The 23,577-nt window shown below is 68.1% G+C and carries 24 protein-coding genes; 10 read left to right on the top strand and 14 right to left on the bottom strand.

The features are described 5' to 3' along the window. The first annotated feature begins 10 nt into the window (after positions 1-10). The 3 genes from thiD (at position 11) to AC5Y39_RS01925 (ending at position 3,016) form a co-directional block, all read left to right on the top strand. On the top strand, positions 11-841 hold the full coding sequence (gene thiD / locus AC5Y39_RS01935; protein ID WP_500016028.1) for a bifunctional hydroxymethylpyrimidine kinase/phosphomethylpyrimidine kinase: 831 nt from the start codon (positions 11-13) through the stop codon (positions 839-841). Then, positions 838-1,464, top strand: coding sequence for an alpha/beta hydrolase family protein (locus AC5Y39_RS01930; RefSeq protein ID WP_500016027.1), 627 nt, complete (start codon positions 838-840; stop codon positions 1,462-1,464). The genes thiD and AC5Y39_RS01930 overlap by 4 nt, the downstream gene beginning before the upstream one ends. A 64-nt stretch (positions 1,465-1,528) precedes the next feature. Then, positions 1,529-3,016 carry a flavin-containing monooxygenase gene (locus tag AC5Y39_RS01925; protein ID WP_500016026.1) on the top strand — a complete coding sequence of 496 codons (1,488 nt, stop codon included), beginning with the start codon at positions 1,529-1,531 and terminating at the stop codon, positions 3,014-3,016. Positions 3,017-3,026: 10 nt separating this feature from the next. Here the strand turns inward: AC5Y39_RS01925 and AC5Y39_RS01920 are convergent, their stop codons facing one another. Next, entirely contained in the window at positions 3,027-4,217 is a 1,191-nt protein-coding gene (locus AC5Y39_RS01920; RefSeq protein WP_500016025.1) for a TetR/AcrR family transcriptional regulator, read from the bottom strand. A 110-nt stretch (positions 4,218-4,327) separates the two neighbouring features. Between AC5Y39_RS01920 and AC5Y39_RS01915 the strand changes: the two genes are divergently transcribed. The 3 genes from AC5Y39_RS01915 to AC5Y39_RS01905 are packed head-to-tail and all read left to right on the top strand — an operon-like array spanning position 4,328 to position 6,143. Then, positions 4,328-4,552 carry a hypothetical protein gene (locus AC5Y39_RS01915; protein WP_499905496.1) on the top strand — a complete coding sequence of 75 codons (225 nt, stop codon included), beginning with the start codon at positions 4,328-4,330 and terminating at the stop codon, positions 4,550-4,552. Between the two features lie 14 nt (positions 4,553-4,566). After that, positions 4,567-4,917 (top strand): hypothetical protein, encoded by a 351-nt coding sequence (locus AC5Y39_RS01910; RefSeq protein ID WP_500016024.1) that lies wholly within the window; start codon positions 4,567-4,569, stop codon positions 4,915-4,917. Positions 4,918-4,919: 2 nt separating this feature from the next. Then, the gene (locus AC5Y39_RS01905; protein ID WP_500016023.1) at positions 4,920-6,143 is read left to right on the top strand and encodes an APC family permease; all 1,224 of its coding nucleotides are present in this window, start codon (positions 4,920-4,922) and stop codon (positions 6,141-6,143) included. Here the strand turns inward: AC5Y39_RS01905 and AC5Y39_RS01900 are convergent. The 8 genes from AC5Y39_RS01900 to thiO form a co-directional block, all read right to left on the bottom strand. Then, positions 6,137-7,666 (bottom strand): M28 family metallopeptidase, encoded by a 1,530-nt coding sequence (locus AC5Y39_RS01900; protein ID WP_500016022.1) that lies wholly within the window; start codon positions 7,664-7,666, stop codon positions 6,137-6,139. The two genes, AC5Y39_RS01905 and AC5Y39_RS01900, sit on opposite strands and share 7 nt — an antisense overlap. Continuing rightward, the gene (locus tag AC5Y39_RS01895; protein ID WP_500016021.1) at positions 7,666-8,409 is read right to left on the bottom strand and encodes an ABC transporter permease; all 744 of its coding nucleotides are present in this window, start codon (positions 8,407-8,409) and stop codon (positions 7,666-7,668) included. The genes AC5Y39_RS01900 and AC5Y39_RS01895 overlap by 1 nt, the downstream gene beginning before the upstream one ends. Continuing rightward, complete coding sequence (locus AC5Y39_RS01890) at positions 8,406-9,317, bottom strand: ATP-binding cassette domain-containing protein (protein ID WP_500016126.1); 912 nt, start codon at positions 9,315-9,317, stop codon at positions 8,406-8,408. The genes AC5Y39_RS01895 and AC5Y39_RS01890 overlap by 4 nt, the downstream gene beginning before the upstream one ends. Further along, on the bottom strand, positions 9,314-10,102 hold the full coding sequence (locus tag AC5Y39_RS01885) for an SGNH/GDSL hydrolase family protein (RefSeq protein ID WP_500016020.1): 789 nt from the start codon (positions 10,100-10,102) through the stop codon (positions 9,314-9,316). The genes AC5Y39_RS01890 and AC5Y39_RS01885 overlap by 4 nt, the downstream gene beginning before the upstream one ends. Before the next feature lie 14 nt (positions 10,103-10,116). Next, positions 10,117-10,461: a type II toxin-antitoxin system VapC family toxin gene (locus AC5Y39_RS01880; RefSeq protein WP_500016019.1), complete on the bottom strand. Its 345-nt coding sequence runs from the start codon at positions 10,459-10,461 to the stop codon at positions 10,117-10,119. Positions 10,462-10,596: 135 nt separating this feature from the next. Beyond that, positions 10,597-11,382 carry a thiazole synthase gene (locus tag AC5Y39_RS01875; RefSeq protein ID WP_500016018.1) on the bottom strand — a complete coding sequence of 262 codons (786 nt, stop codon included), beginning with the start codon at positions 11,380-11,382 and terminating at the stop codon, positions 10,597-10,599. Then, positions 11,375-11,572: a sulfur carrier protein ThiS gene (thiS, locus tag AC5Y39_RS01870; protein ID WP_500016017.1), complete on the bottom strand. Its 198-nt coding sequence runs from the start codon at positions 11,570-11,572 to the stop codon at positions 11,375-11,377. Before thiS ends, AC5Y39_RS01875 begins: the two co-directional genes overlap by 8 nt. Positions 11,573-11,579: 7 nt before the next feature. Continuing rightward, complete coding sequence (gene thiO, locus AC5Y39_RS01865) at positions 11,580-12,593, bottom strand: glycine oxidase ThiO (RefSeq protein WP_500016016.1); 1,014 nt, start codon at positions 12,591-12,593, stop codon at positions 11,580-11,582. Here thiO and thiE point away from each other — a divergent pair. Continuing rightward, positions 12,592-13,281, top strand: coding sequence for a thiamine phosphate synthase (gene thiE / locus AC5Y39_RS01860; protein ID WP_500016015.1), 690 nt, complete (start codon positions 12,592-12,594; stop codon positions 13,279-13,281). The two genes, thiO and thiE, sit on opposite strands and share 2 nt — an antisense overlap. Here the strand turns inward: thiE and AC5Y39_RS01855 are convergent. Then, complete coding sequence (locus tag AC5Y39_RS01855; protein WP_500016014.1) at positions 13,253-13,747, bottom strand: NUDIX hydrolase; 495 nt, start codon at positions 13,745-13,747, stop codon at positions 13,253-13,255. The genes thiE and AC5Y39_RS01855 overlap by 29 nt on opposite strands. 142 nt (positions 13,748-13,889) lie before the next feature. On the opposite strand from AC5Y39_RS01855, the gene glnX reads away from it, so the two are divergent. The 3 genes from glnX to AC5Y39_RS01840 are packed head-to-tail and all read left to right on the top strand — an operon-like array spanning position 13,890 to position 18,468. Next, on the top strand, positions 13,890-15,209 hold the full coding sequence (gene glnX, locus AC5Y39_RS01850; protein ID WP_500016013.1) for a protein kinase G-activating protein GlnX: 1,320 nt from the start codon (positions 13,890-13,892) through the stop codon (positions 15,207-15,209). Continuing rightward, the gene (locus AC5Y39_RS01845; protein WP_500016012.1) at positions 15,209-16,201 is read left to right on the top strand and encodes a glutamate ABC transporter substrate-binding protein; all 993 of its coding nucleotides are present in this window, start codon (positions 15,209-15,211) and stop codon (positions 16,199-16,201) included. The genes glnX and AC5Y39_RS01845 overlap by 1 nt, the downstream gene beginning before the upstream one ends. Then, entirely contained in the window at positions 16,201-18,468 is a 2,268-nt protein-coding gene (locus tag AC5Y39_RS01840) for a serine/threonine-protein kinase PknG (RefSeq protein ID WP_500016011.1), read from the top strand. Before AC5Y39_RS01845 ends, AC5Y39_RS01840 begins: the two co-directional genes overlap by 1 nt. A gap of 12 nt (positions 18,469-18,480) precedes the next feature. Here the strand turns inward: AC5Y39_RS01840 and AC5Y39_RS01835 are convergent, their stop codons facing one another. From AC5Y39_RS01835 to fgd, 4 genes are all read right to left on the bottom strand, one after another. After that, on the bottom strand, positions 18,481-19,143 hold the full coding sequence (locus tag AC5Y39_RS01835; protein ID WP_500016010.1) for a PAS and ANTAR domain-containing protein: 663 nt from the start codon (positions 19,141-19,143) through the stop codon (positions 18,481-18,483). Between the two features lie 192 nt (positions 19,144-19,335). Then, positions 19,336-20,466, bottom strand: a complete 1,131-nt coding sequence (locus AC5Y39_RS01830) for an acetate kinase (RefSeq protein ID WP_500016009.1) — start codon at positions 20,464-20,466, stop codon at positions 19,336-19,338. Further along, positions 20,463-22,532 (bottom strand): phosphate acetyltransferase, encoded by a 2,070-nt coding sequence (gene pta / locus AC5Y39_RS01825; RefSeq protein ID WP_500016008.1) that lies wholly within the window; start codon positions 22,530-22,532, stop codon positions 20,463-20,465. The genes AC5Y39_RS01830 and pta overlap by 4 nt, the downstream gene beginning before the upstream one ends. A gap of 1 nt (position 22,533) precedes the next feature. Continuing rightward, a complete protein-coding gene (gene fgd / locus AC5Y39_RS01820; RefSeq protein ID WP_500016007.1) occupies positions 22,534-23,544 on the bottom strand; it encodes a glucose-6-phosphate dehydrogenase (coenzyme-F420) in 1,011 nt (336 codons plus the stop codon). Positions 23,545-23,577: the final 33 nt, after the last annotated feature.

Below are 23,577 nucleotides of genomic sequence, written 5' to 3'. Positions count from 1 at the left end.
AGTGCCGCCCGTGACGTTCCTCCCCCTGCCCAAGCCCGGCGAGACGCCGCTGCGGGTGCTGACGATCGCCGGCTCGGACTCGGGCGGAGGCGCCGGAATCCAAGCGGACCTGAGGACGTGTGCGCTGCTGGGTACGCACGCCCTGGTCGCAGTGACCGCAGTGACGGTGCAGAACTCGTTGGGCGTCAAGGGTTTTCATGAGATCCCGACGGACGTGATCGCAGGGCAGATCGAGGCGGTCGCCTCTGACATCGGCGTGCAAGCCGCCAAGACGGGCATGCTGGCATCGTCGGCGATCATCGAGACCATCGCGCAGACGTGGCGGCAACACCTCGCGCAGACACCACTGGTCGTCGACCCGGTCTGCGCGTCGATGCACGGTGACCCGCTGCTACACCCGTCGGCGCTGGGTTCGCTGAAAAACCACCTGTTTCCGCTCGCCACTTTGGTGACGCCGAACCTCGACGAGGTTCGGCTGCTGGTGGGCATCGACGTCACAGACCGGAGCTCGCAGGAGCAAGCGGCCCGTGAGCTGCACGCACTCGGGCCGCGATGGGTGCTGGTCAAGGGCGGCCACTTGCGCAGTTCGAAGCACAGCCCGGATCTGCTGTTCGACGGCAAGCAGTTCCACGAGTTCGACGCTGTCCGGGTGGACAGCGCCAACGACCACGGCGCCGGCGACACACTGGCCGCGGCGACGGCCTGCGCGCTGGCACACGGCTACCCCGTGCCTGACGCTGTCGCATTTGCCAAACGTTGGGTGACCGAATGCATCCGCGCCGCATACCCGTTGGGCCACGGGCACGGCCCGGTGTCGGCGCTGTTTCGCCTGTCGTCATGAACCTCGACGACATCGCCGGTGTCGCGCACGAGCCGAACGGCAAGCCGCAAGGCGTGGTGCTGCTCACGCACGGTGCCGGCGGCAGCCGGGAGTCACCGCTGCTGCACCGGCTCTGCGACGAATGGGCGCGGCGGGGCTGGCTGGCCGTGCGCTACAACCTTCCGTACCGGCGCCGCCGTCCGAAGGGGCCGCCGTCCGGGTCGGCGGCCACGGATCGCGCGGGCATCGTCGAGGCGGTGTCTTTCGCGAAGACATTGGCCGACGGTCCGGTGGTCGCGGGCGGGCACTCCTACGGTGGCCGCCAGACCTCGATGGCCGTCGCCGACGACGGACTTGCGCTCGACGTGCTGACGCTGTTCTCGTATCCGGTGCATCCACCCGGCAAGCCGGAGCGACCTCGTACCGAACACCTTCCGCGCATCGTCGTGCCGACGGTGTTCACCCACGGCACCAGTGATCCGTTCGGCACCATCGACGAACTGCGCGCGGCCGCGGCGCTCATCACGGCGCCCGTCGAGATCGTCGAGGTCGCCGGTGCTCGTCACGACCTGGGCGCCAAGGGAGCCGACGTACCGGCACTGGCGGTCGACGCGGCGCTGCGGCTGCTGAAAATCCGCAAGTGACCTGCGCCGCAGACTCCCGCGAGCCATTTCTTTGCTACGCGATACCTCAGGTACCGTTTTATCCATGACCGACCAGCAGTTCGACGTGATCATCGTCGGCGCGGGCTTCGGCGGAATCGGGGCCGCGATCCAGCTCAAGCGGCTGGGCTACGAGAACTTCATCATCCTCGACCGAGAAGACGACCTCGGCGGAACATGGCACGTCAACCGCTATCCCGGCCTCGCTGTCGACGTGCCGACCACCAGCTACTCCTATTGGTTCGAGCCGAACCCCAATTGGTCGCGGCTGTTCTCGACCGGGCCGGAAATCAAGCAGTACGCCAGCGACGTCGCCGACAAGTACGACGTGCGCCGGCACATGCGGTTCAACACCGCAGTCGAGGGCGCACGCTGGGACGACGAGGCCAAGGTGTGGCGGGTCGCCCTTGCCGGTGGCGACACCTTAACCACACGATTTCTGATCACCGCGACTGGTTTCCTGTCCCAGCCGCATACCCCCGACATCCCCGGCATCACCAGCTTCGAGGGCAAGATCATCCACAGCGCCGCCTGGGACGACACCTACGACCTCACGGACCGCAAAGTCGCGATCATCGGCACCGGGGCGACCGCGGTTCAGCTGATCCCAGAGCTGGCCAAGAGCGCCCGTGAATTGACGGTGTACCAACGCACGGCGATCTACGTGGTGCCGAAGTTTGACCTTCGCATCCCCGAGCTGGTGAAGCGACTGTTCGCCAGACTCCCGGTCACCCAGCGCGCGGTCCGCTGGCTCACCGACGTGTTGTACGAGTTCTTCACCCACGTCACGATCTACTACCGGAGACTCTTTCCGCGGCGCATGATCGTCGCGGCGTCCGACCTGGCCAAGATGCACCGCTTTGCGTCGGTGCGCGACAAGGAACTTCGCGCCAAGCTCACCCCTGCGTACCAATTCGGCTGTAAGCGGCCAACCTTCTCCAACGAGTATTACCGCGTCTTCACGAAACCGCATGTGCACTTGCAGACCAGCGGGATCGAGCGCTTCGAGCGCGACGGGATCGTCAACAACGACGGCACCAAGACACCCATCGACACTCTCGTGCTGGCCACCGGTTTCAATATGTGGGAATCCAACTTCCCGGCCATCGAGATCATCGGTCGCCAAGGCCGCAACCTCGGAAAGTGGTGGCGCGAGAACAGGTTCCAGGCCTACCAGGGCGTGTCGATCCCGTACTTCCCCAACATGCTGTGCTTGGCCGCGCCCTACGGCTTCTTGGGTCTGAACTTTTTCAATACCGTTGAATACCAGATGCGGCACATCGACCGGCTGCTCGGCGAGGTGAAGCGCCGTGGGGCAACCACATTCGAGGTCACCGAGGACGCCAACGCGCGGTACTTGCAGCGGATGACCGAACTCAATAGCAACACGGTATTCACACTGGTGGACTGCACGAGCTCGAACTCGTACTATTTCAACCCGCACGGCGAGCCGACCCTGCTGCGGCCGCTGCCTACGCGGGTCGCGGTCCGGGAAGCGTCGGAATTCCCGTTGAGTGACTACGCGATCGCTTGAGGGAACGTAGTCAAGAGCCGAGCAGCGTGATCTCCATCAGCCGTCGCACGCACGCCTGGGAGTGTGCGGACCCGTCGTAGTGGACCAGCCGCCCGACGTCGACGACGAGCGCCATCGCCGCGTGCACCAGGAAGCGGGCGTGGCTGGGCGTCAGTTCTGGCCGGGCCGAGGTGGCCAGTCGCACCCATGAGTCGACGGTCGAGCGCTGCACATTGCGTAGCAGCATCTGGTCGGCGTCCGCCAGGTTGACCCGTTCGGCGTAGTAGACGATGGCCAACTCGGGGTTTGCGAAAGATGTTGCGACATAAGCACCAATGAGCTGCGTCAGCACCTGTCGCGGCTCGGCGTCATCGGGCGGGATCACCGACAACTCTCCTGAAATCCGGTCCGCCGCCCGACGCATCACGGTCGCGAGGATTTCCGCTTTGCCGGAGAAGTACCGATAGATCGCGGAGGTGGGTATGCCCACCGCCGCCGCGATTTGCTCCATGGTGGTGTCGCGGTAACCGTGCTTGTCGAACAGCACCAGCGACGCGTGCAACAACGATTCGTAGACGCCGGCATCCGAAAAGATCGGCCGCCCTTGGGGATTGGGCTGGTCTTCGTCGGGATGCGGCAGCTGCGCCGACAGCACGGCCAGCCCCGCGTCGGTGAACACGGCGCGGATCTGGTCGGCAGGCATCCGGACGCGATGGTCGACGATGCTGCCGATGACGCTCAGCAGCGCCGCGGACAACATCCACCGCTGCGACGACGACAGCCCGGGGCGCAGTGCGACCAGCGGTTTCTGGATTTGTCGATTGACCACGCGCAGCTGGTCGGCGAGCAGCGCCTGATCCTGCGGACGTAGGTACCTGGTCTGCCAGCGGTACAGTCCGCCGGAGGCGCGGTTGGCCAGCGTGACGTCGATCAGCGCGTCGACAACCCGCTGCAGATCCGTGTCGGCGTCGACGAACGCGGTGCAGTCCACGAGCTGGCGGCCGAGGTTGAGCACAGCCGCCCGGAACATCTCGTACTTGCTGGGATAGTGGCGATACAACGCGGGCCCGGAGATCCCGACCTTCGCCGCAACCTCCTCCATCCGCACCGCGTGGTAGCCGGCGGCGCTGAACGCCTCGGCCGCTGCCCGTTCCACTTGGGCCTTGCGGTCCTTGGGACGCCGGCGGGGCGACGCAGCCGGCTCGGCGGGCAGGGTAGCCATCGCGTAAAGGTATCCCGATTGTCGAACTCATGTACACATGCAGAGCAAATATGCAAGCAACCTGCAAATTTTGCTCGCTCTGGCGCGGAATGGCGATTAACATACGACGAGTGATCGAGAAGGTGCGCCGTCTGTTCGGCTACCGGCTCTCCATCGCTGAACTGATCGGGATCGGGTTCCTGGTCGGTTTCCCCTACCTGCTCGTCGGGCTGCTGTGGTCGATCAACCACACCGATCATCTGCACCAGATGCACGGCTTGGACATGATCTTCTCGTTTCTCGGAGCGATCCTGTTGTGGCCCGTGCTGATCGTGTCCGACGTCTGCATGGTCTGACCTCTGGAGGCTTTGTGACGAACCGTGGTTGGCTGATTCTGACGCTGGGCGTGACGCTGCTGGGCGTCGGACTGCTGGCGCTGAACTTCCCGGTGTTCCTCGACTCCTACGACCAGTGGGGTTGGCAGATCAAGTGCGGCACCGGATACAACACCAACCTGATGCAGGCCGAGATCGCCAACCAAACGTCACCACAGGCCGACTTCGTGGGCCAGTGCCAAAGCGCGCTCGCGTTGCGCAGAGCATGGGCCATCTCGCTGGCAGTGGTGGGCTGGGTGCTGTTGTCCGGTCTGGCGGTGGCGCTGTGGCGGCACGCCGGAGAGCACCACCACGCGACAGCCGAGCCGCAAAACGTCAACGCCTAGCGGTGACAGAGCCGCAACTGCGGCGCAGGCTGGGTCTGGCCGACGCCGTGATCCTGGGCTTGGGCTCGATGATCGGCGCCGGCGTCTTCGTCGCACTGGCCCCGGCGGCAGCCGCAGCGGGGACGGGCTTGCTCGTGGGCCTGGCTCTGGCGGGCATCGTCGCCTACTGCAACGCCACCTCATCGGCACGACTGGCCGCACGCTACCCCCACTCGGGCGGCACCTACGTCTACGGTCGCGAACGCCTCGGCCCCTTCTGGGGCTACCTCGCCGGATGGGCGTTTGTGATCGGCAAGACGTCATCATGCGCGGCGATGGCGCTGACCGTCGGCTACTACGCATGGCCGGCGCAGGCACACGCCGTCGCGGTTGCCACAGTCGCGGTGCTGACGGCTATCAACTACGTCGGTATCGAAAAGTCGGCGTTTGTGACCAGGCTGATCGTGGCCGTCGTGGTGGCGGTATTGGTCCTCAGCGTGGTCGTGGTCTTCGTATCCGGCAGGGGTGACTCAGCGAATCTTGCGCTGGGCGGGCATCCCGGCGGAGTGCTGCAGGCGGCTGGGATTCTGTTCTTCGCGTTTGCCGGATACGCCCGCATTGCGACGCTCGGGGAAGAGGTACGCGACCCGGCACGCACCATTCCGCGCGCGATACCGCTGGCGCTGGGGCTGACTCTCTTGGTGTACGCCGCGGTGGCCGTTGCCATATTGACGGTGCTGGGCGACGACGGGCTGGCCGAGTCGACAGCGCCGCTGGTCGATGCAATTCGGGCCGCAGGCGTGGCCGGCGTCGAACCGGTGGTGCGCACGGGTGCAGCGGTGGCCGCCGTGGGGTCACTAATGGCTTTGATCCTCGGGGTGTCGCGGACGACCCTAGCGATGGCGCGTGATCACCATCTGCCGCACGGTCTTTCGGCCGTGCATCTCCGCTTTGGGGTGCCGCACCGCGCGGAACTCGCCGTCGGTCTCGTTGTCGCAGTGGCTGCCGGATGCGCCGATGTGCGAGGTGCAATCGGCTTCTCGTCGTTTGCGGTGTTGGTGTACTACGCGCTTGCTAACGCGGCGGCGTGGACACTGGGGCGCCGAGCTGTCCCCGGTGTCGGGCTGACAGGTTGTCTGGCACTGGCTTTCGCGCTGCCGCTGACCTCCGTGCTGTCCGGCGCTGCTCTACTGGCGGCCGGCGCGGCGGTGTACGCGCTGCGCCGACGAGCTGACACGGCTCATTGAGCCGTCACCACGTGGCGGACGCGGTCGTCGCGCACCGGCACGCCGTTGCGCCCGCCGATGTCCTGGGCATACAGCGCCACTGAATACGCCACCCCGCCGCCCTGAATGCCCAGCGCCGTGCGGTCGATGTGCGCCACGGTGTCGGTGGGCTTGTGGTAGTTCGGATCGAATGGCTGGTCGGCCTCGCCGCCCCACAGCCGCGCCTGCTCGGAGCTCTTCTTCTCTTCCGCGCCGGCGAACAGACCGCCCGACGGGATGCCGGCTTGCGTGAAGCCGTCGTAGTCGGAACGCCCGTCGAACGACGTGTCCTCCGCGGTCTTGCCGGCCAGCGTCAGATACGTGACCAAGGTGCGTTCGATGCCGGCCGAACCCTCCGGCACCCGCGGCTGGCTCTCGCCGGGACCCGACGGCGTCGACTGGTTGCCGTCATAGGTGAAGTAGCCGGGGTTCGGCGAGGCCAGCATGTCGAAGTTCAGATACAGCGCAATGTTCTTGAGGGCTTCGACGTCGAGCGATTCGACGTATTTCATGGAGCCGACGAGCCCGGCCTCTTCGGCGCCCCAGAACGCGAACCGGACCGCGTTTTGAACCGGCGGCGAACTGCCCATCTGCAGCGCGGTTTCCAGCACCGCCGCCACGCCGGAGCCGTTGTCGTTGATGCCCGGACCCTCCGGCACGCTGTCCAGATGCGCGCCCGCGACCACCACGTTCTGCGTGGAGCCCGTCTTGGTTTGCGCAATCACGTTGCGCGCCTTGATGAGTCGGACCTTGGCGTCGACCTTCATGGTGGCCGGACCCGGCTGAGCCCGTAGCCTCGCGCCGTCAGCCTTGGTCACACCGATCACCGGGATCTTGACGTCGGTGCGGGCGCCCAGCGTGGCACTCATCTTTTCTTCGTCGACGTTGTCGGCGACGATCATGCCGACCGCGCCGCGCTGAACGGCTGCGACCTCTTTAACAGAGAACGGGCAGTAGCCGCGGTCGACGAGCACCACCGCGCCCGAGACCGGCAGTCCGTCGTAGTCCGATGCCGAGCAGCCCGGGGTGTCGTCACCGGGCGCACCGGGGGCTACGACCAGCGGACCGCTCACCCCATCGGGCCCGGTGCCGATCGAGTATTCGAGCGCCTGCGCCGGGACCGTCGCGCCGTTCACCTTCAGCGCCACCTGGCCCGGCTCGAACTTGCGGAAGTCGAATTCCGGGGTCTGCACATCAAACCCCTTGTCGCGCAAGGCATTTGCGACATAGTCGACACTGGCGTCGTAGCCGGGCGTGGCTACCGCGCGGGTGCTGTTGTTGGCGTCGGCGATCTGCTGCAGGCGCTGCAGGTGCGCGAACATCGCGTCGGTGCTGACCTTCTCGCGGATCGACTGCGCGTAGTCCGACGCCGCGGGCGCGGTGCGGCGCAGCTCGGAGTCGTTGCGCGAGCAGCCGGCCAGCGCCGCGAGCACCGACACCACGCTCAGCAGAGCGACCGCGGTTCTGCCTGTTCGCCACACTGCGCCCACGTTAGCGTTCGCCATCAGGGATCGCGCCGATTGATCGCGAACACCGCGGCCGCGAACACCGCGGCCACCACACCGCTGAAGTACAGCAGCGACACCACCGGACCCCATTGCGGCCCAAACCCGCCCAGCCACGGCACCTTCGTGAACGCGTACGCATTCGCGAACGGCAGCAGCGGACCGACGTGCTCGCCGACGCGCGGGGTCGAGCTGAGCAGCGGTTCGATGACGAATGGAAGGAGCAGCAGCACCGCAATCACCGCGGCCGCATGCCTCAGCAGCACGGCGAGCCCGACGGCGAGTACGGCCGCCAGCGCCGCGTACAACCCGACCGCCCCCACGGGCCGCCACGCCGGAGCGTGCGTCAGCGACAGCCGCGCGCCCACCTGACCGTCGGCCAGCGCACGCGCCACCACCAGCGACGCGAGCACCATCAACGCGGCGAACACCCCGGCGACGACGGCCGCAATCAGCGCCTTGGCGGCCAGTACCCGGGTGCGGTCGGGGGTCGCCATGAACGTCGTGCGGATCATGCCGCTGCGGTATTCGCCGGTGACGGTCATCGCCGCAAGGATCATCAGCACCGGCACCGCGAACGTGGCGACGCCGACGGCCGCGCGTTCCGGCGGCAGCGGCGCGTCGGAGAAGCTGGCCGCGGGTTGGATCGCGGCGATGCCCAGCGACAGCACCGCCGCGACCGCGGCCGCCCACACCGGTGACCGCGTGGTCGTGAGCTTGATGCGTTCGGCGGCGAGCGTCACGTCGGCACCTCGGTGGCCCGGTAGTCGACGCTGTCGTCGGTCAGCTTCATGTAAGCCTCTTCCAGCGACGCGCGCCGGGCGCTGAGCTCGTGCAGCGTGACGCCGCGGGCAGCGGCCAGCTCGCCCACCTGCTCGATGGTGCCGCCGCCCACCAGCAGCGCGTCCCCGTCGTCGCGCACCTGCAGGCCCGCGCCCGTCAGCGCCTCACGCAAAGCGGCCAGCTGGGGACTGCGCACACGCACGGTGTCGGCGCCGGAGCGGCTGACGAAATCGGCCATCGTGGTGGCGGCGATCAGCCGGCCGCGGCCGATGACGACGAGCCGGTCGGCGGTGTTGGCCATCTCGGCGAGCAGGTGGCTGGACACGAACACGGTGCGACCCTCGTCGGCCAGTGTGCGCATCAGCATGCGGGCCCACCGGATCCCTTCTGGGTCAAGGCCGTTCACGGGTTCATCGAAGATCAGCACCGGCGGGTCGCCCACCAGCGCCGCCGCGATGCCCAGCCGCTGCGACATGCCCAGCGAGAACGTTCCCGCTTTCTTGTCGGCCACCTCCGTCAGCCCGACCATGGCCAGCACCTCGTCGATGCGCCGGGCCGGCAGCCGGTTGCTCGCGGCGATCCACCGCAGGTGGTTGCGCGCGCTGCGGTTCGGATGCAGCTGCCTGGCGTCGAGCAGCGCACCGACGGTGCGCAGTGGGTGGCGAAGTTCGCGGTACTCGCGGCCGTCGATGGTGGCGGTTCCGGCGGTGGGGCGGTCCAGTCCGACGATCATCCGCATCGTGGTGGACTTGCCGGCGCCGTTGGGGCCCAAGAAGCCGGTGACGACGCCGGGTTCGACGGTGCAGGTGAGGCCGTCGACGGCGCGGGTCTGACCGAACACCTTGGTCAGCCCGCGCATGTCGATCAGGGCGCCCATGATGGCAGATCGCCGGACACGTGTGCCGTGACCAGCGCGGCGACGGCCCGCATGCCGGTGGCGTTGGGGTGCATTGGCGCGGGTCGGCCCGGTAGCGGCAGCCGGAACCCGACGGTCCACGGCTGTTGCGACCAGGCGTGGTGCTCGCGGCTGGCCTCTGCTGCCCGCACGATCTCGCAGCCGGTCTGCTCGGCGGCTTCGGCGGTCGTGGTCTCCAGTGCGCCGGCGATGTGGCGGCCGAGGTCGGCGTCGCCGTCGGACAGCGGCGGCGCCTTCGCACCGGGGGGCGGCAGCAGCGTGAGGTAGTCGACGAACAGCACCCTGGCCTCCGGGGCGCGGCGCCGGATCGCCTCGCCCACCTCGTGCAGCGCCCGGACGACCTCGCCGAGAGCTCGGTCGCGGGCGTCACGGTTGCGCAGGTCGCGCAGCCGGCAGCCGATCACAGGCAGCCACTGGGCCGGCCGGGGCAGGCACGCCAGCGTCAGCAGCGGCACGTAGCCGACGTCGTTGCCGCCGATCGTGACCGTCACCAGCGCCTCGGTGCCGTCGAGTGCCTCGATCTGCGGCGGCGCGCCAAATTGCTTGTCGCGCAGAACATGTGCGGTGGTGGCACCGGAGTAGGTGACGTCCACCAGGTCGAGGCCCAGCTCATCGGCAACCAGGTGCGGATAGTTGCGCGCCGAGCGGCCCGATGGCCACGGTGCGCCGTCGGCGCGCGGCGGGATACCGGGACCGGCCGCCATCGAACTGCCGATCGCGACGTAGCGAGGCCTCATGGGCGCCATTGTGCCTACCTCGGCACGATCGTGATCGGGCAGCCGATGCCCGCGGCACGGCCGAGGCGCGCGTCGGCCGTCACGAGCTCACAGCCCAGCGCTTTGGCCAAGGCCACATAACTCGCGTCGTAGGCGGAGAGGTTGTCGCGCAAGTGCCAGATGCGGCCGAGCAGCGGAGTGATCGCGTGACGCGTCACGCGCAGCTTGCGCCAGGTGTCTTGCACGTGCTTAGCGTCGAGCGCTGACAGTGCTTTGGCGAGCACGAGTCTGCGCAACGCGCTGGCGAGTTCGATGTCGATCAGGTGCGGGGCATGCAGACGATCGGCTTTCGCCAGCTGCCGTGCGGGGCCCCGATGCAATAGCGGAAACCGCGGCCGACCCCTCAAGGACGATCATCGCGCCGGGCGCTCATCCTCCAGAGCGTCGACGATCTCTTGGTTGCTCACGTCGAAATCGGGCAATACGCAGATACAGGGTCTTCATGGTGGTAGCGCTCAGCCATCCTGTCCGTCGGCCCACGGCAGCTCGGGGCTGGACGCCTGCGCCCAGAACCGCTTCGGGATGCGCCCGGCATGCCGCGCCAGATGCCCGGCCGTGACGGCAGCCGCCATCGCCGCGGCCATCGCCGGCGGGTCGGCGGCCCTTGTCACCGCACTGGCCAACAGCACCGCGTCACAACCGAGTTCCATCGCGAGTGCGGCGTCGCTGGCCGTGCCGATCCCTGCATCGAGCACGACGGGCACGCCGGCGGCTTCGACGATCATTTCGATGTTGTGCGGGTTGGCGATTCCCAGACCCGTGCCGATCGGCGAGCCCAGCGGCATCACCGCGGCGCAGCCGACGTCCTCCAGCCGCCGCGCCAGCACCGGATCGTCGTTGGTGTACGGCAGCACCACGAACCCGTCGTCGACCAATTGTTCTGCCGCCCTTACCAATTCGATGGCGTCGGGCAGCAGCGTGCGTTCGTCGGCGATCACCTCGAGCTTCACCCAGTCGGTCTGCAGCGCCTCGCGGGCCAACTGCGCGGTGAGCACGGCTTCTGCGGCGCTGCGACAGCCGGCCGTGTTGGGCAGCGGGGTGATGGACAGCCGGGCGAGCAGATCCAGCACGCCGGTGCCGCCGGCGGCGTCGACGCGGCGCATCGCCACGGTAGTGAGCACGGTGCCGGATGCGACCAGCGCCTCCTCGAGCACCGCGAGGTTGGCGGCCCCGCCGGTGCCCATGATCAGCCGGGACGAGAAGCTGCGCCCCGCGATGGTCAGCTTGCCGGGGTCAGCCACCTTGCACCGCCGTCACTATTTCCAGTCGATCGCCGTCGGAAAGCCTTGTGTCCCAATCGGATCGAGGCAGTACCGACCAGTCCAGGGCGACCGCCACACCGCGGTCGGGAAAGCCGAGCCGGGCGAGTAGCGCGGCGACCGTGGTGTCGTCGTCCACCTGCACCCGTTCGTCGTTGACGGTGACAATCACCTGGCAATCACCCAGCCCCTACAAGTGCGTCGCATTCGGCGAGAATCTTCTCCGCCGTCCATGGTGCCAACAGGAATCCCGACCGGCCATGGCCGACGGCCGCCAGCACCCGCTCGTCCAACCGGCCGACTATCGGCAGATTGTCCGGCGTCATCGGCCGCAGCCCGGCCGCACATTCGGCCAGTTCGTACTCGCCCAACGCCGGCACCACCGCGCAGGCGTCGTCGAGCAGCTCGCGCACCCCGGCCACCGCCGGCGCGGTGTCACGGCCGCGCTCGTACTGGGTCGCGCCCACCACCACACCGTCTGCGCGCGGCACGAGATACACCTGCCGGCCGTGCACGCGGGCGCGAATCACCCTCTGCGGCACGGGCATACAACCACGGCGCCACCGTAGGCGCAGCACTTCTCCCTTGACCGGCCGTACCGCAAGCCCCGGCCACAGCGCAGGCGCGTCGATGCCGTTGGCCAGCACCACCGCGTCGGCGTCGGTCACCTCGGCGAGGTCGTCGACTGGCGGCGCCCAGGCCACATCGAGGCGTTCGCACTCCGCGGCCAACGCCTGCACCACCGCGCGGTTGTCCACCGCCAACTCGGTGGTGGCCCGAAAGCCGTGCCGAATGCCTTGCGCGAGAAGCGGTTCCACGTCGCGGGCGGCGGTGGTCAGGGTCACGGGCTGGCCCTGGGCGGCCAGCCACTCGCCGACGGTCCGAAGATCGGCTGCGTCGGCGCGGTCGACGGCCACGACCAGTGACTCGCGCGCCGTGATCACCGTTTCCGGCATGCCGTCGGTGAACGAGGAGTGCCACAGAGCCAGCGACTCCAGCCCGATCTGCAGCAGCCGCTCCTCCCCCGGCCAGCCCTCGCTGTGCGGGGCGAGCATGCCGCCGGCCACCCAGGAGGCGCCGGGGTCGTGGGGCTTGCGGTGCACGCGCACCGTTCGGCCGGACTGCGCGAGACGGCGGGCCACCGAAAGGCCGATGACGCCCCCGCCGATGACCGCGATGGACCGGATAGACATGTCGGTTCCTAGGCTAGTCCTCGTGCTGAGGACCCGGCTGGCGCAAGCGCGGCTGTACCTGTGCACCGACGCCCGCAGGGAGCGCGGCGATCTTGCCGAGTTCGCCGACGCGGCGCTGGCCGGCGGGGTCGACGTGATCCAGCTGCGCGACAAGGGCTCGCCCGGGGAGCAACAGTTCGGGCCGTTGGAGGCGCGCGCCGAGCTCGAGGCGCTGGCGGTGCTCGCCGACGCCGCCCGCCGGCACCGCGCGCTGCTGGCGGTCAACGACCGCGCCGACATCGCCAGGGCCGCCGGCGCCGACGTCCTGCACCTCGGCCAGGACGACCTGCCGCTGGCCGTCGCCCGGGAGATCGTCGGGGCCGCCACGCTGATCGGCCGCTCCACTCACGACATCGAGCAGGCGCGCACCGCGGTGACCGAGGACGTCGACTACTTCTGTGTGGGGCCGTGCTGGCCCACGCCGACGAAGCCGGGCCGCCCGGCGCCCGGGCTCGATCTGGTGCGGGCGGTGGCGTCGTCGAATCCGGCCAAGCCGTGGTTCGCGATCGGCGGCATCGACCAGCAGCGGCTGCCAGAAGTGCTGGCGGCCGGCGCGCGGCGGGTGGTCGTGGTGCGGGCGATCACCGCGGCCGAGGATCCGGCGCGCGCCGCTCGTGACCTCAGCGAGGCACTTGCAGCAGCGGGGTGACGCGGCTCAGCTCGAGCAGTTGGCCCCAGCTGGCCGCGAATCCGGGATGCAGCGGTAGTTCGGCAACCTGGTCTTCTTCGACCCAGCGCAGTTCGACGCTCTCGTAGTTGGGCATGGTCTGCAGCGGATGCGGCGCATCGGCGACTACGGTCGTGTAGGTCCAGTGGCTGCCGCTGGCCCTGGCTGTGACCACGGCCGCACGCACCACCACGAGCTCGGCGGGCAGCCCGGCTTCCTCCGCGGCTTCGCGGACCGCGGTCTCTTCAGGAGTCTCGTGACTGTCGCGGGCGCCGCCCGGCAGTGCCCAGGTGCCGCCCTGATGGCTCCACACCGCCCGGTGCTGCAGCAGCACCACGCGGCTCCCGTCAGGCCGCGGTGCCCGCAGCAGCAGGCCCGCCGCGCCGTGGCGGCCCCAGTACCTGGCGCCGGTGTCCGAAATCACCCACCCGTCGCCGTCGCCACGCACGAGTTCAGGATAGGGAACAGCCCGATGAGCGCTTGCGCGAAGAGCAACGACTTGCCAGCGAGAAGCCGCACGCGTCTTGCCGGGTTCTCTTAGGCTTTGCTTATAGATTGGGCGCGATCGAAGGCATGAAGGGCGCACATCGGTGACCGTGGAGTTGGCGCATCCGTCAACCGAGCCGGCCCCGTCGCAGGCAACCATCGACCCCACGCATCCGCGATGGTGGTTTTGGACCACCACCCCGGGCCGCATCTTGATCAGCGGCGCGGTGCTGATTGCGTTGGTGGCGCTGACGGCCTTCGCCACCTCCACGACGATCGACCGCCGCCAGCAGGCGCTGACCACGGTGCTCAACCACACCGAGCCGCTGGCGTTCGCGGCCGGGCAGCTGTACACGACGCTGTCGGTGGCCGACGCCGCGGCGGCCACCGCGTTCATCGCCGGCGCGGAGCCCCGGGAGGTGCGGCAGCGCTACGAGCAAGCCGTCACCGATGCGGCGGTCGCGCTGACGCAGGCTTCCAGCGGTCTGACCGACCAGCAGATGCTCGAGGTGCTGGGCCGCATCAACGCGCGGCTGGCCGTCTACACCGGGCTCATCGAGACCGCGCGCACCAACAACCGGGCCGGCAATCCCGTCGGCTCGTCGTACCTGTCCGAGGCGTCGGCGCTGATGCAGCAGCAAATCCTGCCGGACGCCAAACGGCTCTACGACGAGACGTCCGCGCAGGTGGACGTCGAGACCACCGCGTCGACGAACATCCCGACGCTGCTGATCGTGTTGGTGGCCGCGACGCTGCTGTTCGGCGCGTATTCGAACCGCTGGCTGGCGCGCAAGACCCAGCGCCGGCTGAACTTCGGCTTCGTGGCCGGCGGGCTGGCGGTGCTGATTATCGTGATATGGGTGGGCACGGTGCTGGCTATCTCCACCACCGACAGCCGCAGCGCCAAGGGCACTGCCGCTGACTCACTGAAGACCATTACCAATCTGGCGATCATGGCCCAGCAGGCGCGTGCCGACGAGACGCTGGCGCTGATCCGCCGCGGCGACGAGGACGTCCGCAAGCAGTCGTACTACCAGCGGATCGATCAGATGCACCAGATGCTTCAGGAGTACACCGGGCGCGAGGACGTGATCGACAAATCGGATCTGCAGAACGCCGACCAGCTGCTGGACCGCTGGCGCCGGGCCGACGAGCGGATCAACTCCTACATCGCCGTGGGCAACTACCAAGCGGCCACGCAGGTGGCGCTGGGTACTGGTGAGCAAGATTCGACTCCGGCGTTCGACCGGCTGGAGGAGGCGCTGAGCAACGGCATCGAGGAGAGCCGGCGCCAGCTGCGCAACGACATCGTGGACGCGCGCTCGGTGCTGTCGGGTGCGACGGTCGGCGCGGTGGTGCTGTCGGTGGTGGCGGCGCTGGCGGTGACGGTCGGGTTGTGGCCGCGAATGAGCGAGTACCGCTGATGAGCGCTTGCGCGAAGAAGAAACAAACCCTGAGAAGGCGATTGCCCGCTGTCTTGGCGGCGACGATCTTGCTCGTGGCGGGATGCGGGCAGTCCGATTCGCTGACCCCGCAGCCGTCGCTGACCCTTTCTCCGCCGACACCCGCAGGGATGCAGGAGTTGCCGCCGCAGCAGAACCCGGCGCCGCTGCCCGACGGAAACTGCGACCGCACCGCGAGCCTTCGGCCGTTCACCGACAAAAAGGACGCCGACGCCGCGGTCGCCGGCATCAGGCAGCGCGGCCGGCTGCTGGTCGGGCTGGACATCGGCAGCAACCTGTTCTCGTTTCGCGACCCGATCACCGGCGAGATCACCGGCTTCGACGTCGACATCGCCGGTGAAGTGGCCCGCGACATCTTCGGCACGCCGTCGCAAGTCGAATACCGCATCATGTCGTCGGCCGAGCGGATCAGGGCGTTGAAGAACAACGAGGTCGACATCGTCGTCAAGACCATGACCATCACCTGCGAGCGGCGCAAGGAAGTCGCATTCTCGACGGTGTATCTGCTTGCGAATCAACGGATTCTGGCGCCGCGGGACTCTGCGATCCGGCAGGCGGCGGACTTGTCGGGCAGGCGGGTGTGCGCAGCGCGGGGCACCACCTCGATCAACCGGTTGCAGCGCATCAGCCCGGCGCCGATCATCGTGTCGGTGGTGACGTGGGCGGATTGCCTTGTGGCGCTGCAGCAGCGGCAGGTCGACGCCGTCAGCACCGACGATTCGATTCTCGCCGGCCTGGTGTCACAGGATCCATACCTGCACATCGTCGGCTCGAATCTGGAAGAGGAACCCTACGGAATCGGCATCAATCTGAACAACACCGGGTTGGTGCGGTTCGTCAACGGCACGTTGGAGCGCATTCGCCGCGACGGGACGTGGTACGCGCTGTACCGCAAGTGGTTGACCGTCCTGGGCCCCACGCCGGCGGCCCCGACGCCGAGGTACTCGGACTGATGGGTGCTGATGAGCGCTCGCCCGTCGAGTCGACGGATCACGAGATGGTAGGCACGCAGCCCGCGGCCTTCGGGATCGACTACGGCGAGGACTCGTCGTCGACGCTGCGGCCGATGGCCACGCAGGCGATCTTCCGTCCCGAGCTCGACGACGAGTCGCACGACGCCCAGACCGACCCGGCCACCGACGACCACACCAGCTCGATGACCCGCCAGCTGGCGCCGAGCCGCCGGCTGGGCGGCGGCCTGGTGGAGATACCGCGGGTGCCTGAGAAGGACCCGTTGTCGGCGTTGATGCGCAATCCCGTTGTGGCCGAATCGAAGCGGTTCTGCTGGAACTGTGGCCGGCCGGTCGGGCGTTCCGGACCCGAGGGTCAGGCCAAGAGCGAAGGCTGGTGCCCGCACTGCGGCAGCCCGTATTCGTTCCTGCCGCAGCTGGGGCCCGGCGACAAGGTGGCCGGGCAATACGAGATCAAAGGCTGCATCGCGCACGGCGGGCTGGGCTGGGTGTATCTGGCCGTCGACCACAACGTCAACGAACGCCCGGTGGTGCTCAAGGGTCTGGTGCACTCCGGCGACGCCGAGGCTCAGGCGATCGCGATGGCCGAGCGGCAGTTCCTGGCCGAGGTCACCCACCCGTCGATCGTCAAGATCTTCAACTTCGTCCAGCATCCCGACAAGCACGGCGATCCGGTCGGCTACATCGTGATGGAGTACGTCGGCGGCACGTCGCTCAAGCAAGCCAGGGGCCAGAGGTTGCCGGTGGCGCAAGCGATCGCCTACATGCTCGAGATTCTGCCCGCGCTGGGCTACCTGCATTCAATTGGCTTGGCGTACAACGACTTGAAGCCCGAGAACATCATGATCACCGAGGAGCAGCTGAAGCTAATCGACCTCGGCGCGGTGTCACGCATCAACTCTTACGGCTACCTGTACGGCACGCCCGGATATCAGGCGCCCGAAATAGTCCGCACCGGCCCGACCGTGGCCACCGACATCTACACCGTGGGCCGCACGCTGGCCGCGCTGACACTGGACATGCCGACGAAGCGGGGCCGCTACGTCGACGGGCTGCCCGAAAATGACCCGGTGCTGGCCACCTACGACTCGTATGCGCGGCTGCTGCGCCGAGCGATCGATCCGGACCCGCAGCGCCGGTTCGCCAGCGCCGAGGAGATGTCCGGGCAGCTGCTCGGCGTGCTGCGCGAGGTGGTCGCGCACGACACCGGCACGCCGCGGCCGGGCCTGTCCACGGTGTTCAGCCCAACCCGTTCGACGTTCGGGGTGGAGCTTCTGGTCGCGCACACCGACGTCTACGTCGACGGCCTGGTGCATGCCGAAAAGCTGACCGCTTCTGAGATCGTCACCGCGCTGCCGGTTCCGCTGGTGGACCCGTCCGATGTCGGCGCCCCGGTGCTGTCGGCGAGCGTGCTCAGCCAGCCCGTCCAGACGCTGGACCAGCTGCGCGCCGCGCGGCACGGCGCGCTGGACAGCGAGGGCATCGACCTGACCGAGTCGGTGGAGTTGCCGCTGATGGAGGTGCGCGCCCTGCTGGATCTCGGCGACGTCGCGAAAGCCACCCGCAAGCTCGACGCGCTGGCCGAGCGGGTGGGCTGGCAATGGCGGCTGATCTGGTTCCGGGCGGTGGCCGAGTTGCTGATGGGTGACTATGACGCGGCGACAAAGCATTTCACCGAGGTGCTGAACCGGCTGCCCGGCGAGCTGGCGCCCAAGCTGGCACTGGCAGCGACCGCCGAGCTGGCCGGGAACCCCGACGGACTGAAGTTCTACGAGACCGTGTGGACCACCGACAATGGCGTGATCTCGGCCGGATTCGGGCTGGCGCGGGCGAAGTCGGCGCAGGGCGATCGCGAAGGCGCGGTGCGCACGCTGGACGCGGTGCCGGCCACCTCGCGGCACTTCACCACCGCGCGGCTGACCAGCGCGCTGACACTGCTGTCGGGTCGGTCGATGACCGAGCTGACCGAGCAGCAGATCCGCGAGGCGGCCCGCCGCGTCGAGGCGCTGCCGGACTCGGAGCCGCGAGTGCTGCAGATCCGGGCGCTGGTGCTGGGCACCGCGCTCGATTGGATCAGCGAGAACACGGCCAGCACCAACCACATCCTCGGGTTCCCGTTCACTCCGCACGGGCTGCGGCTGGGGGTGGAGGCGTCGTTGCGCGGGCTGGCGCGGGTGGCGCCGACGCGCGCGCACCGGTACGCGCTGGTCGACATGGCCAACGCGGTGCGCCCGGCGTCGACGTTCTAGGTCGGCCGGGCTTCAGGCGTTCGCTGTGATCCGCTGGTGGGCGGTCAGCAGGAGGTTGTCGTAGACCGACCGGGCCGGCAGCGCTTCGTCGTGGGCGACAGCGGAGAAGTCGGCGGCGATCTGCTCGGCCAGGGGCCGCAGCTTGACGTTCGTTTCCTGCGAGCGCCACTTGAGCAGGTCGAACGCGGCGTCGGCGTCGATGCCGTAGATCGCCATCAGCATGCCCTTGGCCTGCTCGATGACCGCCCTGCTCTGCGTGATCTTGGTGACCTCGGCGGTCAGGTGGTCCTGGCGTGCCTGTTCGGCGGGCGTGATGTCGATGTAGAAGCCGTGCGTGCCGATCACCGAGCCGTCGGCATCGCGCATCTGATCGCCGACGACGACGACGTGATGCACCACTCCCTCGGTGTCGCGGATGCGGTGACGACTGCTGAAGGCCTGCCGTGTCTGGCGGATCAGCGCCAGCGTGTCGGCGATCTGCCGGTAGTCGTCGGGATGCTTGTGCGACAGCACCAACTGGGTGGTGGGGACGACGGTGCCGGGTTGGTATCCGTGCATCTTCGCCACTTGGGGCGACCATTCCCAGCGTTCGTCGTCGAAGAAATAGCGAAACCACCCCACACGTTCGGGAGCGCCCCACGCCAGGGCTTCCCCGCCGTCGTACCCATTTGCCATATGGCTCCGCCTCAGCAGTCCGCTTCCCGTTCCTGTGCCGCGCGCCAAGGCTCGATCGGAACGCGTCTCCCCGGGGAGACGCACCATTCGTACGTTCGCCCAGGGTCCTCGAGGCAGTAATTAACTACTACGTCGGGTCGCGCAACGCAACCTTTCAGCATCGGCCTGATACCAGTGTGCCAACACCTTCGCTCAGATGACGGTCATGCAGGCGCGGGCGATGGCCAGCTCCTCGTTGGTCGGGATCACCAGCACAGTCGTCGGCGACTGGTCGCTCGAAATCCGGCGTGGCCCCCGGGCAGGGTCGGCGTTGCGGTGCTCGTCGAGCTCGATGCCCAGGCGGCTCATTCCGCTCAGTGCATCCCGGCGCACCGCGGCGTCGTGTTCGCCAACCCCTGCGGTGAACGTGATCACGTCGGTGTGGCCGAGCAAGGCCAGGTAGCCGCCGATGTAGCGGCGCAGCCGGTGGATGTAGACCTCGTAGGCGGTTTTCGCTGCGGTGTCGCCGGATTCGATGAGGTGGTGCACGCGGCGGAAGTCGATCTCGCCGCACATCCCCAGCATCCCGGAGCGACGGTTCAGCATGGTCTCGATCTCCTCGATGCCCATGCCGGCCGTGCGCCACAGATAGAAGACGATCCCGGGGTCGATGTCCCCGGCGCGGGTGCCCATGACCAGACCTTCCATCGGGGTCAGCCCCATGGTGGTGTCGACGGGCCGTCCGCCGACGATCGCGGCCGCCGACGCGCCGTTGCCCAGGTGCAGCACGATCTGGCTCAGCGACTCGAGCGGCTGGCCGAGGAACTTGGCGGCCTGCTCGCTGACGTACTGGTGGGAGGTGCCGTGGAAGCCGTAGCGGCGCACGTCCCAGCGCTCGCTGAGCTCTCGGTCGATCGCGTACAGCGCCGCGGCCGTCGGCAACCGGTGGAAGAACGCGGTGTCGAACACCGCCACGTGAGGCAGGTCCGGCAACGCTTCGCGCGCCACCTCGATGCCCAGCACACCCGGCGGGTTGTGCAGCGGCGCCAGCGGTGACAATTCCTGCAGTTTCTCCACCACCGCGTCGGTGATCACGGTCGGCTCGTAGAACGCCTTGCCTCCGTGGACGATTCGGTGGCCGACCGCCGCGAGCCCCTGCGGCTCGTCGAGCTGGCCGAACACGATGCGCAGCGCCTCGCGGTGGTCGGCCACGCCACCCTCGGCGCCGTCGTCACCGATCCGCTCGACGATGCCGTCCGCCACCGACGTGCCCGAATCCGGTTGCACCACCGCATATTTCAGGGTCGACGAGCCCGAGTTCAGCACCAGTACGGTGTCTGTCACGCGCGCTCCTGCGCCTGGATTGCGGTGATCGCCACGGTGTTGACGATGTCTTCGACCAGCGCGCCGCGCGACAGGTCGTTGACCGGCTTGCGCAGGCCCTGCAGCACCGGCCCGATCGCGATTGCTCCGGCGCTGCGCTGCACCGCCTTGTACGTGTTGTTGCCGGTGTTGAGGTCGGGGAAGATCAGCACGGTCGCACGGCCGGCGACCGGTGAGTCCGGCGCCTTGCTGGCCGCCACCGACGGCTCCACTGCCGCGTCGTACTGGATCGGGCCGTCGACCAACAGCTCGGGTTCTCGTTGCCGCACCAGTTCGGTTGCCCTGCGGACCTTTTCGACTTCAGCGCCCGCACCGGAGGTGCCGGTGGAGTACGACAGCATCGCGACGCGGGGCTCGATGCCGAACTGGGCGGCGGTGTGTGCCGACGAGATCGCGATGTCGGCCAGTTGTTCGGAGGTCGGCTCTGGAACGATCGCGCAATCGCCGTATGCCAGTACGCGATCGGCGAGGCACATCAGGAAAATGCTCGACACCGTCGACACACCGGCTTTGGTCCTGATGATCTCGAAGGCGGGGCGCACGGTGTGGGCGGTGGTGTGCGCGGCGCCCGACACCATGCCGTCGACGATGCCGTTGTAGACGAGCATGGTGCCGAAGTAGGACACGTCGGCCATGGTTTCGCGCGCCTTCTCGATCGTGGCGCCCTTGTGCTTGCGCAGCTCGACGTACTGCTCGGCGAACTTCTCCGCGAGCTCGCTGGTCAGTGGGTCGAGCAGCGTCGCCGACGACAGGTCGACGTTGAGTTCAGCCGCGCGGGAACGTATCTGAGCCTCTGGCCCGAGAATCGTCAGGTCGGCCACCCCGCGCTGCAGCAGCCGGCCCGCGGCCTGCAGGATCCTGTCGTCCTCGCCTTCGGGCAGCACAATGCGTTTGCGGTCGGCGCGGGCCCACTGGATCAGCTGGTAGGTGAACATCTGCGGCGTCGTCACGGTGGGGATCGGAACGTCCAGCAGTCCGAGGAGTTCCGGCATGTCGACGCAGCTCTCCATCAGCGACAGCGCGATGTCGATCTTGCGCTGCGAGGTGGCCGTCACGCGTCCGCGTGTCGACGCGACTGCGCTGGCGGTCTCGAAGGTGCCCAGCGTGGTCGCGATCATCGGCAGCCGCAAACCCAGCCCGTTCACCAGCGCCGCGATCGACGGATGCAGCGGCAGGCCGCCGTTGAGGATGACCGCCGACAACGATGGAAATCCTTCGGCCGCATGCGCGCTGGCCACCGCAAGCACCACGTCCGAACGGTCGCCCGGGGTGATCACCGCTGCTCCGTCCGCCAACCGCTCGAGTACATGCTCGGCGGTCATGCCGGCCACCAACACCGACGTCACCTCGCGGCTCATCAGCGCGGCGCTGCCGCTGACCAGTTCTCCGTTCACCGAACGCTGAAGGTCGGCAACGGTCGGGGCCACCAGCAGCGGCTCCTCCGGCAGCACATAGATCTTCGGCTCGAACCGCTGCAACGCCTCGGCCACCGCGTCCATCTGGGGCGGGTCGCACCGGTTGGCCACCACGGCGACGGTGTAGGCGTGCTGGTGGGCCAACTCGCCGAGACACAACTCCACCACCTGGGCCACCTGCTCGGGGCTGCGACCCCTGGCTCGCACCGAAAGCAGCACAGGCGCACCGAGATTCACGGCGATTCGGCCGTTCACGCTCAACTCGGTGGGGGTGGCCACGTCGGTGTAGTCGCTGCCGACGATCACCACCGCGTCGCACTGGTCGGCGAGGGCGTGATAGCGGTCGACGATCACGGCGATCGCCGCATCGGTGTCCTCGTGCAGCTGCTGGTAGGTCACGCCCACGCACTGGTCGTAGGGCAGGCCGGCGGTCGCGTGCGCCAGCAGCATTTCCAGTATGTAGTCGCGGTCCTCGCCGCGGCGCGTAATAGGCCGGAAGACACCGACTTTCGCGACCGTGGCCGCCAGCCCATGCAGCACCCCGAGCGCGATCGTCGACTTGCCGGTGTCGCCTTCCGGGGAGGTGATGTAGATGGACGGCTTGGCGGCCACGTCAGCCCAGCCGGCGCAGCCGCGGAGCGAGATCCTTCTCAAACAGTTCCAGGAACCGCCGCTGGTCGTGGCCGGGCGCGTGGAACACCAGGTGGTTGAGTCCCCAGTCGACGTACTGCTTCACCTTTTCGACGGCCTCGTCCGGGTCCGACGGGACGATCCACCGCTTGGCCACCTGTTCGATCGGCAACTCGTCGGCCGCCTTCTCCATTTCGATCGGATCGTCGATGCTGTGCTTCTGCTCGGCGGAGAGCGACAGTGGCGCCCAGAATCGCGTGTTCTCCAGCGCCAGTTCCGGATCGGTGTCGTATGAGATCTTGATCTCGATCATCTTGTCGATGGCGTCGGGATCCTTGCCGGCGGCTGCCGCTCCGTCCAGCACCGCGGGAATCAGCTTGTCCTTGTACAGCTCTTCGCCCTTGCCGGAGGTGCAGATGAACCCGTCGCCGGCGCGTCCCGCGTATTTCGCCACGACCGGCCCGCCCGCCGCGATGTACACCGGCACGCCCCCGTCGGGCACGTCGTAGATCGCCGCGCCTTTGGTGCGGTAGTACTCGCCGTCGAATGTGACCCTGTCGCCGTTCCACAATTCGCGCATCAGGCGAACCGCCTCGCGCAGCCGGGCGAACCGCTCCTTGAAATCCGGCCAGTCGCCTTCGTATCCGGTGGCGATCTCGTTGAGCGCTTCTCCCGTGCCGACACCGAGGAACACCCGGCCGGGATACAGGCAGCCCAGGGTCGCGAACGCTTGCGCGATCACCGCCGGGTTGTAGCGGAAGGTCGGCGTGAGCACCGACGTGCCGAGCACCAGGCGCTTTGTACGTTCGCCGACTGCGGCCATCCACGCCAGCGAGAACGGCGCATGGCCGCCCTCGAAGCGCCACGGCTGGAAATGGTCGCTGACGGTGGCGCTGTCCATGCCGTGCTGCTCGGCCAGCACCGCCAGCTCGACGAGCTCGCGGGGGTCGAATTGTTCAGCCGACGCCTTGTATCCCAATTTCAGTTCAGGCACGTGTCAGTTCTACTCCTCACTAGACTCGGCGGT

It is taken from the genome of Mycobacterium sp. NGS39, assembly GCF_059812765.1.
The sequence above is the reverse complement of the archived record's forward strand: the minus strand, read 5'-3'. Positions and strand labels throughout refer to the sequence as shown.